The sequence below is a fragment of the Enterobacter cloacae complex sp. OE43NF genome, assembly GCF_023544405.1.
In the GTDB taxonomy this organism is placed as follows: Bacteria; Pseudomonadota; Gammaproteobacteria; order Enterobacterales; family Enterobacteriaceae; genus Enterobacter; species Enterobacter cloacae.
Window position 1 is genome coordinate 1 of sequence record NZ_JAMJFW010000076.1, and the last position, 12245, is coordinate 12245.

Sequence of the window (12245 nt, forward strand, 5' to 3'; positions counted from 1 at the left end):
AAGCCCTGAGTTAACGCTCAGGGCTTTTTTCTTATCTGCTTCCCAATTATTGCTAAATCAGCAAAAATCCTCTGCGTTTTACGACCTTTTTCAGCATAACGCCAGCAGCGATAATCTTCCTCAGTTAACGAACATTACGAATAACGAGGAATGACATGACTATCCCTGCATTAGGCCTGGGCACTTTCCGCCTGAAAGACGACGTTGTTATCGCATCGGTCAAAACCGCCCTTGAGCTTGGCTATCGCGCAATTGATACCGCGCAGATTTATGAAAATGAAGCTGCGGTTGGCCAGGCGATTGAAGAAAGCGGTGTACCGCGTAACGAACTGTTTATCACCACCAAAATCTGGATCGAGAACCTCCGTAAAGACAAGCTGATCCCAAGCCTGAAAGAGAGCCTGAAGAAGCTGCGTACTGACTATGTCGATCTGACCCTGATCCACTGGCCATCTCCGAATGATGCCGTTTCTGTAGAAGAATTCATGCATGCATTGCTGGAAGCGAAAAAGCAGGGCTTAACCCGTCAAATTGGTATTTCGAACTTCACCATTCCGTTGATGGAAAAAGCCATCGCTGCCGTTGGCGCAGAGAACATTGCCACCAACCAGATTGAGCTCTCCCCTTATCTGCAAAACCGCAACGTGGTGGCGTGGGCCAAACAGCACGGCATTCACATCACTTCTTACATGACGCTGGCATACGGTAAAGCGCTGAAAGATGAGGTCATTGCACGTATTGCAAATAAACATAACGCAACGGCTGCACAGGTGATCCTGGCCTGGGCGATGGGTGAAGGTTATGCCGTTATTCCATCTTCAACGAAGCGTGAAAACCTGGCCAGCAACCTGTTAGCTGTGGATCTCCAGCTGGATGACGAAGACAAAAAAGCGATCGCTGCCCTGGAGTGCAACGATCGCCTGGTGAGCCCGGAAGGTTTAGCGCCAGACTGGGATTAATATTGACCTACCCTCTGTACGCTTAACCCTCACACAGCTCCTTCGGGAGCTGTTTTTATATGCTCGCTCAGAAAGTCGATAAAGGCACGGATACGCGTGCTCACCGCTCTGTCACTGTAGTAAACCGCACTGAAGGGCATCTCTACCGGCAGACGCTTGTCCGCCATTAACTCCACGAGCTCACCGCGCGCAATTTCTTTATCAATCATGTAATCAGACAAACAGGCGATCCCATTTCCTTCAAGACACAGCTGCTTCAGCGTTTCCCCGCTGTTGGACGACAACCCGCAGGTGATCTCATGCAACTGACCGTCAGGGCAGGCGACAGGCCAGGTATTCAGTGATACCGGCTCGGTGAAACCCAGACACAGATGCTGCTTCAGCTCTTCAACGGTTTCAGGTTTGCCGTGTTCAGCGATGTATTGTGGTGAGGCGATGATTTTACGGTAGCTGGCAAACAGAGGACGCGCGCGCAGGCTTGAGTCCGTCAGGGTTCCCGCCCGGATCGCCACATCGACTTTACGTTCGATAAGATTGATAAAGGTCTCAGAGGAGACCAAAGAGAGCGTCATCTCCGGATAGCGTTCACGGAAAGGTTTAATCAGCGGCATCAGAAAGTGCAGAACTACCGGTGTGGCCGCATCAATACGCAATAGCCCACGCGGTGTGCTGCGCGTTTCCATGATCTCGGTCTCTGCTGCAGCCATCTCCTGTAAGACAGACTGCACCCGGCGGAAGTATCGTTCACCTTCTTCCGTCAGGCTCAACTGCCGCGTCGTGCGGTTAAGAAGACTCACCCCAAGCTTCATCTCAAGCTTTTTCACCGAGCGGCTTACAGCAGAGTTTGCCTGCCCTAACTGCTCTGCCGCGCGGCTAAAACTGCCACTTTCGACGACGGCGACAAAGATTGTCAGCTCTTCCGAGGTTGCTTTCATTGTTGCACCACCTGCAAAATTCTATTGAGATTTTGACCATTTTTGTTATTTAACCACTGGCGCATACTGCCTGTCATCTTAATCCTGATGATACGGAGTATTTTATGCCACTGGCGCTACTTGCCCTGACGATCAGTGCCTTTGCAATTGGCACGACCGAATTTGTTATCGTAGGACTGGTTCCTACCATCGCTAACCAGCTTGCTATCTCATTACCTTCAGCCGGGCTGTTGGTCTCCATCTATGCTTTGGGTGTCGCTGTCGGCGCACCCGTCCTGACGGCATTAACCGGGCGATTCCCGCGTAAGCAACTGCTGGTCGCGCTGATGGTGCTCTTCACGGCCGGCAATATACTGGCCTGGCAGGCGCCGGACTACACGACGCTGGTCATCGCCCGCCTGCTGACTGGCCTTGCTCATGGGGTGTTCTTCTCGATTGGCTCCACCATTGCAACCAGCCTGGTACCTAAAGAGAAAGCTGCATCAGCCATTGCCATTATGTTTGGCGGATTGACCGTCGCACTGGTCACCGGCGTACCATTAGGGACGTTCATCGGGCAACATTTCGGCTGGCGTGAAACCTTCCTCGCCGTTTCTTTACTGGGCGTGATTGCACTGGTGGCCAGTCTGCTGCTGGTACCGTCGAATATTCCCGGCCGTACAAGTGCAAGACTGAGCGATCAGATTAAGGTGCTCACACATCCTCGTTTGCTGCTCATCTATGCCGTTACGGCGCTGGGCTACGGCGGCGTGTTCACGGCATTCACCTTCCTCGCTCCAATGATGCAGGATCTGGCCGGCTTCTCTCCTGCGGCGGTAAGCTGGATTTTACTGGGGTACGGTATCTCTGTGGCGATTGGCAACATCTGGGGAGGTAAGCTCGCGGATAAGCATGGTGCTGTACCAGCGCTTAAGTTTATCTTCGCGGCACTGGTGATTCTGCTGATGCTCTTCCAGTTCACGGCATCGATTCAGTACGCCGCGCTGGTAACGGTACTGGTCATGGGCATCTTTGCCTTTGGTAATGTACCCGGCCTGCAGGTCTATGTGGTACAAAAAGCCGAACGCTACACGCCAAATGCGGTGGACGTGGCTTCTGGTCTGAACATTGCCGCCTTCAACATTGGTATCGCGATCGGCTCTATCGTTGGCGGGCAGACGGTGGAACACTTTGGATTAACCCAAACCCCGTGGATTGGTGCCGTTATTGTGCTCGTTGCCTTCCTGCTGATTGGTCTGAGCGGACGCCTTGATAAACCCTCTCGCGAAGCGCTTGGTTAAACCTCAGTAAGTGCTTGCTTACAAAACTGGAAAGAGGTTTCTCAGTAATTGCGTTGAAAGTGTGACCTAAAATCCCTATAACATTAGAACCAGTCCGTTTTCCGGGCTGGTTCATGTTACAGAGGTTGTTTCCAAAAGTGCGAAAAAATACCTATGCCATGCGTTATGTTGCCGGAATGCCCGCGGAGAGGATCTTGCCTCCCGGGTCGTTTGCGAGCCTCAGCCAGGCATTACCTGCCGGTACACCGTTAAGCAGCGATGAAAAAATTCGGGTGCTGGTATGGAATATCTTTAAACAGCAGCGCGCGGATTGGTTATCCGTCCTCAAGAACTTTGGTAAAGATGCCCATCTGGTTCTGCTGCAGGAGGCGCAAACCACGCCTGAGCTGGTAAGGTTTGCGACCACTAACTATCTCGCCGCCGACCAGGTGCCCGCATTTGTATTGCCGCAACATCCCTCTGGCGTGATGACCCTTTCTGCCGCGCATCCGGTTTACTGCTGCCCGCTGCGCGAGCGCGAGCCTATCCTGCGACTGGCAAAATCGGCGCTGGTGACGGTCTACCCACTGCCTGACACGCGGCTACTGATGGTCGTGAACATCCATGCGGTGAACTTCAGTCTGGGCGTGGATGTGTATAGTAAGCAGTTACTTCCTATTGGTGACCAGATAGCCCATCACAGTGGGCCTATTATTATGGCCGGGGATTTCAATGCCTGGAGCCGTCCACGCATGAACGCGCTGTATCGCTTTGCGCGGGAGATGTCGCTGCGTGAAGTTCGTTTTAGTGATGACCAGCGCAAGAAAGCGTTCGGTCGTCCTCTCGATTTCGTTTTCTATCGTGGTTTGAGCGTGCATGACGCCTCTGTTCTGGTCACTCGCGCCTCCGATCATAACCCGCTACTAGTGGAATTCAGTCCCGGCAAACCTGATTAACATGGTGAGTCAGGTCTGCCGTGGGGCAGGCCGGTTGAGTGCTGCCCTTTACTTTAACCAACGCAAGGACAGTACAATGACAACAACACACTCTCATCACGACAACGTCGAAAAACAGTTTGGTTCCCAGGCAAGCGCCTATCTGACCAGCGCCGTACATGCTTCTGGCCGCGATCTGGTGCGTCTCGGCGAGCGTCTCTCGGCGTTTCCGCAGGCGACGGTGCTGGATTTAGGCTGCGGAGCAGGGCATGCCAGCTTTACAGCAGCGCAGCATGTGGCTCAGGTTACGGCATATGATTTATCCAGCCAGATGCTGGAGGTAGTGGCGGAGGCGGCAAAAGCCAAAGGGCTCAACAATGTCGATACGCGCCAGGGCTATGCCGAATCCTTACCTTTCGAAGAGGCGTCGTTTGACGTTGTTATCAGCCGTTACTCCGCGCACCACTGGCACGATGTCGGCCAGGCATTACGGGAAGTCAAACGCGTATTGAAGCCGGGTGGAATCGTCATCATTATGGACGTCATGTCTCCGGGTCACCCTGTACGGAACATCTGGCTGCAGACGGTGGAAGCGCTGCGTGACACCTCGCACGTGCAGGATTATTCCAGTGGGGAGTGGTTAACGTTTATCACTGAGGCCGGTTTAATTTCACGTTCACTGATAACCGATCGCTTACCGCTGGAATTTAGCTCGTGGATCGCCCGTATGCGCACCCCGGACGCGTTAAGCCAGGCCATACGGTTGTATCAGGACAGTGCTTCCTCAGAGGTGAAGGCCTACTTTGAATTGCAGGATGACGGTTCGTTTACCAGCGATACCATCATGGTTGAAGCGCAAAAAGCGAAGTAAAAAAAAGCACCGAGGGGAATCGGTGCCTTTTTATCTTTGTATCGTGTAATCAGGAGTCTGGCGTGGCGCTGTTTTTCACAAACAGTGTCAGCTGGTCGCCTGGTTGCAGATTGTCAGTATCATTATTCCAGCGCATCACATCCTTAATGTTCACGCCGTGTCGTTTTGCGATACTGGACAGTGAATCGCCTTTACGCACGCGATAGGTAATGCTATCGCTGTTATTGGCGAGACGCTGTGCGCTGCTACCCGCACCCACCGTCAGTGTCTGACCCACTCTCAGGCCTGAGCTGCGCAGGTTATTCCACTGTTGCAGATCTTTTGCTGTCACGCCAAGACGTGATGCAATGCCCGAAAGCGTATCACCGCTACGAACCTTATAGCTGCGGCTGTTGACTGATGATGCATCCGCAATCAGCGTTGACTGAACGGCGGCAATTTCACCAGACGCTAAAGACTCACGTAACTGTTCAGCATGTTTCTGCGGAACCATTACATACTGTGGGCCACTCGCCCCCAGCGTTGAGCCTTTAACACCCGCGTTAAAGGTTTTCAGTTTACTTACCGACATACCCGTCATATCGGCAACCTGTTGAATATCAACCGGGTTGCTGAGGCGAACGCGCGCCAGTGCACGACTTTCGTCTGGTGTTGGCAGTTGTACACCGTAACGCTTGCTGTTTTTGAGAATATCACTCAACGCCAGCATCTTCGGTACGTAAATCTTCGTTTCCTGTGGCAGTGAGAGCGACCAAAAATCGGTGGATTTACCCCGTGCTTTATTCGCTTTCATTGCCTTCAGTACACGACCTTCGCCACTATTATACGCCGCAACCGTTAACAACCAGTCGCCGTCAAACATCTTGTTCAGACGTTGCATCATGTCGAGAGCAGCTGTCGTGGAAGCGACAACATCGCGACGCGCATCATAGTTACGGGTCTGTTTCAAACCGTAATTTCGCCCCGTGCTCGGAATGATCTGCCAAATACCTGCGGCATTGGCACCAGACGTCGCGTGTGGGTCAAAAGCGCTCTCCACTATGGGTAGGAGTACCAGCTCCATAGGCATGTTACGTTTCTTAACTTGCCCGGCTATCCAGTACATATACGGCTCTGCCCGTAACGTTACATCGTGGAGATAGCTCTTATTTCTTAAATACTTCTGTTTCTGTTCGCGAATCCGGCTGTTTTCCGGAATTCCCATCTTTAGCTCGTCGCCAATAGAGGTCCACAAGTTTTGATCCTGCGCGAAAGATGTCCCATCGTCCAACCAACGCGCTGAGCTTGTAAACTTCCCTGCTTCCCCTTGACCAGCTGCAGAAAGGCTCTGTGCGTGCTGTTGTACGTTGCTGCCGTTCTGCGACTGGCAACCAACAAGCAGGACAGAGGCGAGTAAGATCGCTTTTGCCTTCATGTGTGTGTCAATAGTTGCTTAAAAGACGAGCGATGATAACGGCGAAATTTTGAAAAGGCAACCCGCAATTATCTGAAGTTATCTTTCTTTGACCTTAACCATGCAAATCGCTGTTCTGGTTGTTGCAATTTTGTTTCTTGGTTAATTTTATTAATTAAATCAATGTCATCTGTTCTAAGAAATAAATTAATTTTACGCTCGTTTTTCAGAATTACGGGTAGTGTTTTTTGGTTTTTTGCACGTAACTCCTTCACTTTCTGATAGTAATCCTGAATCGCACGATCCTCAGGTAAAATGCTGGCAGAAAACTTCATATTTCCTAATGTATACTCATGCGCGCAACAAATTACAGTATCGTCAGGCAGGGCATTAATTTTTTGTAAAGATTGATACATCTGGGTTGGCGTGCCTTCAAACAGTCTGCCACAGCCGCCAGAAAACAGCGTATCGCCACAAAACAGATAAGGTTTGCTGTAGAAACACAGATGTCCCAAAGTGTGACCTGGTGTAGCAAATACGGAAAACTCCCACTCACGTATGAGGATATTTTTGCCTTCTTCGACTACTTGCGTGATTCCCTTATCTTGTGCCTCTGCCGGTCCGTAAACCACCAGATGCGGGAACCGGGCGCGCAGCTCAGGCACACCGCCGGTATGATCGTGGTGATGGTGGGTCAGGAGGATGGCTTCAGGCTGCCAGCCGTTCTCTTTTATTGCCTGCAGAACCGGGGCGGCCTCTCCGGGGTCGACAATGACGCATCGACGCGCGTCATCGACTAAAACCCAGATGTAATTGTCCTCAAAGGCAGGAATACTGATAAGATTCATACATTACCTCTTATAGCGTGGCGGGTGTTTTGATGAAACCGGCAAGGATACCTCAGACTGTCGCAGCACCGGAACGTTGGGCGGAATTGCCCTGGGGTGAATACTATCGCGAAGCATTAGAACTACAGCTTAAGCCCTGGCTCGCGAAAATGTATGGCTTTCACCTGCTTAAGATTGGCAATCTCAGCGCGGAAATCAATACCGAAAGCTGCGCTATCTCACATCAGGTCCATGTCTCTCTCGGCGGATCGCCCGTTCAGGTGAAGGCAGACCCTTTACACCTGCCGTTTGCGGAAAAGTCGGTTGATGCGTGCCTGCTGGCGCATACGATACCCTGGTGCAGCGATCCTCATCGCATGCTGCGTGAAGCCGATCGCGTGCTGATAGATGACGGCTGGCTGGTGATAAGCGGGTTTAATCCGCTGAGCCTGATGGGGCTGCGCAAGCTGGTGCCCGTATTACGCCGCACTCCTCCTTATAACAGCCGGATGTTCACCATGATGCGCCAGCTGGACTGGCTTTCGCTGCTGAATTTTGAAGTACTCAGCTACGGCGGATTTCAGGTACTGCCCTGGGCCAGAAAAGGGGGCGTTTTGCTGAGTACCCATTTGCCCGCATTAGGCTGCATGCAGTTTATCGTTGCGCGTAAGCGAACCATCCCCCTGACGCTTAACCCGATGAAGCAGAGCAAAACCAAAACGCCGATCCGCCAGACGGTGGGGGCCACGCGGCAGTACAGAAAACCGTAATCAGGATTCAGGCTGATAGCCCGCGTCCTCATGTGCCGGGTTAGCGGCCGCCGTCCGCGCCAGTTCATCGCAGCGCTCGTTTTCCGGGTGGCCGGCATGGCCTTTTACCCATTCCCACTTAATATTATGCTGGCCCAGCGCCGCATCCAGCCGTTTCCAGAGATCGACATTCTTGACGGGCTTCTTATCTGCCGTCTTCCAGCCGCGTTTTTTCCAGTTGTGGATCCACTGGGTGATCCCCTGGCGCACGTACTGGCTGTCGGTACTGAGCACCACGTCACAATGTTCTTTTAAGGCTTCCAGCGCCACGATGGCCGCCATCAACTCCATGCGGTTGTTGGTGGTCAGGAAATACCCTTCACTAAAAGTTTTTTCGTGCTGACGATAGCGCATAATCGCGCCATAGCCGCCAGGCCCTGGGTTACCGAGACAAGATCCATCGGTGAAAATTTCTACCTGTTTACGCATCTCTGGTAGACTTCCTGTATTTGAAACGTTCAGTTAAACGATAAGTCTGACATAAATGACCGCTATGAGCACTGCAATTACTCGCCAGATTGTTCTTGATACCGAAACCACCGGTATGAACCAGATCGGCGCGCACTACGAAGGGCACAAAATCATTGAGATCGGTGCTGTTGAAGTGGTGAACCGTCGTCTGACGGGGAACAACTTCCACGTCTATCTCAAACCCGATCGGCTGGTGGATCCAGAAGCGTTCGGCGTTCATGGTATTGCCGATGAGTTCTTGCTGGATAAACCGACCTTCTCGGAGGTGGCGGACGAATTTCTGGACTATATCAAAGGCGCAGAGCTCGTCATTCACAACGCCTCGTTCGATATCGGCTTTATGGACTACGAGTTTAGTAAACTCCAGCGCGATATCCCCAAAACGAACACCTTCTGCAAGGTCACTGACAGCCTGGCGCTGGCCAGGAAGATGTTCCCCGGCAAGCGTAACAGCCTCGATGCGCTCTGTTCACGTTATGAAATAGACAACACCAAGCGAACGCTGCACGGGGCATTGCTCGATGCCCAGATCCTGGCGGATGTCTATCTGGCGATGACCGGCGGTCAAACGTCAATGAAGTTCAGCATGGAGAATGAATCTCAGCAGACGCAGGGCGAAGCGGGAATTCAGCGTGTTGTTCGCCAGGCCAGCCGCTTGCGGGTTGTTTTAGCGAGTGATGAAGAGCTTCTCAACCACGAATCTCGCCTGGATCTGGTCCAGAAGAAGGGCGGAAGCTGTATGTGGCGTGCGTAAGGCATGCCAGAACGCCTGTAAAATCACCGTTCGGGTGGTTTTTGCAGCAAACGATTCAAAACGTGAGAAAAAGCGTTGACGAGTTCAGAGGCAAACCGTAATATGCGCCTCGTTCCCAAGGGAACACAGCGGAGCGGTAGTTCAGTCGGTTAGAATACCTGCCTGTCACGCAGGGGGTCGCGGGTTCGAGTCCCGTCCGTTCCGCCACTATTCAGGCCCACGTTATTTATAACGTGGGCCTTTTTCATTTCTGCGTTTCTTCAATCCTGAATTTCTCTCGTCTACCCGGCCCGTTGCTGTCGTCACGCGGTGAACGGCTGAGTTCCTGTTTAATTTATTTTTAATTAAAAATCTCATTCTGTTATTTTTATTAAAATAATCAATTTGATTTATTATTCTTTTCGTGTAAGTTCTTAACCGTTAATTATTCTTTTCCTCCTCCTTCCTTGTTCACTCATTAATAGCTTTTTGATGTCAACTATTCCTAATGCTGCGTAGACCGTTGCGTGGTTTTTTCCTACCCATATAAAGAGGTCAGACATGATAGTTTTAAGCATCATGTCGATGAACCCTGTGGACATGAATTATCTCAGAAAGGTTTCAACGTAAGGCAGTTCAGGGTGTATCAACAAAAATGTTTATATATCCACAATTTAGTGAGTGAAATTCACCAAGGACTTTAAGTATGACGGACAATAAAGTCATTTTAGCGGTCAATAACGGAGACGGAAAAACTCGGTTGTTGACCGCAGATGCAGGCCGGACGGTTAAGGTAAAACTTATCCCCGGCAATAAATATTTATTGAAGAATATTAACGACGACTTCGCTCCAGAAAATATTACGCTGCAGCGCGTAGACAAGGCGCTGCACATTATCCAGGAAGGCGATACACAGCCAAGCATAATTATTGAAGATTACTTCAATGGTGATCCTAACAACCCGGTGCTGATGGGCATGGCGGAAGATGGATTACTCTACGCCTATGTTCCTCTGTCGGGTGAGAGCTACGACACCGGCTATCTGATGGCTGACGGCAGCATGTCTCCTGTGGCGTTAGGCGGAGAACCGTTAGGCGCGGGTGGGCCTCTTCTGACGGCACCGGATGACGACAACGACATGCTGTTTGGCATGCTGGGATGGTTTGCACTTGCGGCGGCGGGTGTAGGGGCTGCTTTCGCGCTGTCTGAGATGGACAAAGACGACGGCGATAACCACTCCACGCCTGATAAGCCGAGCATCGGCACCACAATGGATGATGAAGGCTCAATCAAAGGCCCGTTAAAATCAGGTGATACGACCGATGACTCAACGCCGACGCTGACCGGTAAAGGTAAGCCTGGTGATACCATCCATATCTACGATAACGACAAAGAGATTGGCTCCGTTATCGTTGATGATGAAGGCGAGTGGAGCTATACGCCTGATAAGCCACTGGGCGAAGGCGAGCACGAGCTGACCGTCGTGGAAAAAGATCCTGACGGCAACGCGAGTCCTCCATCAGACCCGATTGTCATCGTTGTTGATACGGTTGCGCCAAAAGCGCCGACGATTGAACACATCATGGACAAAGTGGGTAAAACCACCGGTGAAATTCATGATGATGCTTACACCGACGATCCTCAACCGGAAATGAGCGGCACCGGTGAAGCTGGCGCAACGATCGCAATTTACGATAACGGTAAAAAGATCGGCGAAACCACCGTTAACGAGGATGGTCGTTGGTATTTCAAACCTTCCGAGAACCTCACTGACGGTAGCCACAGCATCACGGTCAGCCAGACGGATAAAGCGGGTAACGTCAGCGAACCGTCTGATGAGCGTGATTTTATTGTATTGACTGAACCTCCGGGAAAAGCAGAAACGCCTGAGGTGATTGACAATACCGGTCCGGTAACCGGTCCGCTCAAACCGGGCGATGTGACGGATGACAGTCAGCCTTCTTTCAGTGGAGAGGGAACACCGGGCAATACCATTATTATCAAAGACAATGATAAAGAGATCGGCTCGGTTATCGTCGACGACGAAGGTAAATGGTCATTTACACCTAAGGATGAACTTGCCGAGGGTGAACATAATGTCGTGGTCGTTGAGGAAGATCCGCTCGGCAATGAAGGCGATCCTTCCGATCCGATTCAGATTATTGTGGATACCACGCCGCCAGCCAAACCGGATATGGCCGATGCCCAGGATAATACCGGGCCGATTACGGGCCAGCTGAAAGGCGGTGACGTCACGGATGAAACCCGTCCGGTATTCAGCGGTAAAGGCGAACCGGGCGACACCGTGACCATTTATGATGGTGACGAGGTGCTTGGCACAACCGTTATTGACGATAAAGGCAACTGGACGCTGAAACCAGAGAAACCGCTGGGTGAAGGCGATCACAGCATCACCGTTACGCAGACGGATAAGGCGGGCAATACCAGCGACCCCTCGGAAGCGCTGGAGTTTGAAGTTGACACTACCGCGCCTGATGCTTCAGCAAATGTTCTGAATATTACCGCCGTTGCGGATGACGTAGGCGATCGTCAGGGCAATGTAGCCAGCGGTGACATCACCGATGACAGCAAACCGCTCATCAGTGGTATCGGTGAAGCCGGGAACACCGTCTTTGTCTACACCACCGACTCTTCCGGCAAACACCTGATTGGTACAGCGGTGGTAGGCAGTGATGGCACCTGGAGCCTGACACCAGAAACCCCACTGACGGAAGGCCTGAACAAGCTGACCCTGGAGACGCAGGACCCGGCGGGCAACCGCGTTGCCGGTGAAGCGCCGTCTTACGACATCAATCTGCTGATCCCGGTGAGTACTGCACCGTCCATCAACAGCGTTGTGGACAACGCCGAGCCGCACGTCGGTCCAATGCAGAAAGGCGAATCCACCAACGACACCACCCCAACCCTGAGCGGCAGCGCTGCACCGGGCGACGTTGTGTCTATCCTCGACAACGGGAAAGTGATTGGTACCGTCACGGCGGACAGCAATGGGAAGTGGGCGTTCACCCCGGATACTGCGCTGGCGGATGGCA

The 12245-nt window shown here is 52.0% G+C and carries 11 protein-coding genes and 1 tRNA gene; 8 read left to right on the top strand and 4 right to left on the bottom strand.

Going from position 1 to position 12245, the window contains the following annotated elements; genetic code table 11:
• Positions 1–155 precede the first annotated feature (155 nt).
• Positions 156–959 carry a 2,5-didehydrogluconate reductase DkgB gene (gene dkgB / locus M8370_RS21900; protein WP_250021728.1) on the top strand — a complete coding sequence of 268 codons (804 nt, stop codon included), beginning with the start codon at positions 156–158 and terminating at the stop codon, positions 957–959.
• Positions 960–988: 29 nt separating this feature from the next.
• Here dkgB and yafC read toward each other — a convergent pair whose 3' ends face one another.
• A complete protein-coding gene (gene yafC / locus M8370_RS21905; protein WP_038982956.1) occupies positions 989–1894 on the bottom strand; it encodes a DNA-binding transcriptional regulator YafC in 906 nt (301 codons plus the stop codon).
• Between the two features lie 104 nt (positions 1895–1998).
• Between yafC and M8370_RS21910 the strand changes: the two genes are divergently transcribed.
• The 3 genes from M8370_RS21910 (at position 1999) to M8370_RS21920 (ending at position 4959) form a co-directional block, all read left to right on the top strand.
• Positions 1999–3174 (top strand): MFS transporter, encoded by a 1176-nt coding sequence (locus M8370_RS21910; RefSeq protein ID WP_250021729.1) that lies wholly within the window; start codon positions 1999–2001, stop codon positions 3172–3174.
• A gap of 137 nt (positions 3175–3311) precedes the next feature.
• Positions 3312–4109: an endonuclease/exonuclease/phosphatase family protein gene (locus tag M8370_RS21915; protein WP_038420885.1), complete on the top strand. Its 798-nt coding sequence runs from the start codon at positions 3312–3314 to the stop codon at positions 4107–4109.
• A 76-nt stretch (positions 4110–4185) separates the two neighbouring features.
• Entirely contained in the window at positions 4186–4959 is a 774-nt protein-coding gene (locus M8370_RS21920; RefSeq protein WP_029882851.1) for a class I SAM-dependent methyltransferase, read from the top strand.
• Between the two features lie 49 nt (positions 4960–5008).
• Here M8370_RS21920 and mltD read toward each other — a convergent pair whose 3' ends face one another.
• The gene (gene mltD / locus M8370_RS21925; protein ID WP_013095686.1) at positions 5009–6373 is read right to left on the bottom strand and encodes a murein transglycosylase D; all 1365 of its coding nucleotides are present in this window, start codon (positions 6371–6373) and stop codon (positions 5009–5011) included.
• A gap of 68 nt (positions 6374–6441) precedes the next feature.
• On the bottom strand, positions 6442–7200 hold the full coding sequence (gloB, locus tag M8370_RS21930; RefSeq protein ID WP_038418729.1) for a hydroxyacylglutathione hydrolase: 759 nt from the start codon (positions 7198–7200) through the stop codon (positions 6442–6444).
• A 32-nt stretch (positions 7201–7232) separates the two neighbouring features.
• Here gloB and M8370_RS21935 point away from each other — a divergent pair, with 32 nt between their 5' ends.
• Positions 7233–7949, top strand: coding sequence for a class I SAM-dependent methyltransferase (locus tag M8370_RS21935; RefSeq protein WP_013095688.1), 717 nt, complete (start codon positions 7233–7235; stop codon positions 7947–7949).
• Here the strand turns inward: M8370_RS21935 and rnhA are convergent, their stop codons facing one another.
• Entirely contained in the window at positions 7950–8417 is a 468-nt protein-coding gene (gene rnhA / locus M8370_RS21940; protein ID WP_013095689.1) for a ribonuclease HI, read from the bottom strand. It lies immediately after the preceding gene.
• A gap of 64 nt (positions 8418–8481) precedes the next feature.
• Between rnhA and dnaQ the strand changes: the two genes are divergently transcribed.
• From dnaQ to M8370_RS21955, 3 genes are all read left to right on the top strand, one after another.
• The gene (gene dnaQ, locus M8370_RS21945; RefSeq protein WP_163363399.1) at positions 8482–9213 is read left to right on the top strand and encodes a DNA polymerase III subunit epsilon; all 732 of its coding nucleotides are present in this window, start codon (positions 8482–8484) and stop codon (positions 9211–9213) included.
• A gap of 130 nt (positions 9214–9343) precedes the next feature.
• Positions 9344–9420: transfer RNA gene (locus M8370_RS21950), tRNA-Asp, on the top strand.
• Between the two features lie 478 nt (positions 9421–9898).
• A partial coding sequence (locus tag M8370_RS21955) for an Ig-like domain-containing protein (protein WP_250021730.1) occupies positions 9899–12245 on the top strand: 2347 nt, incomplete at its 3' end.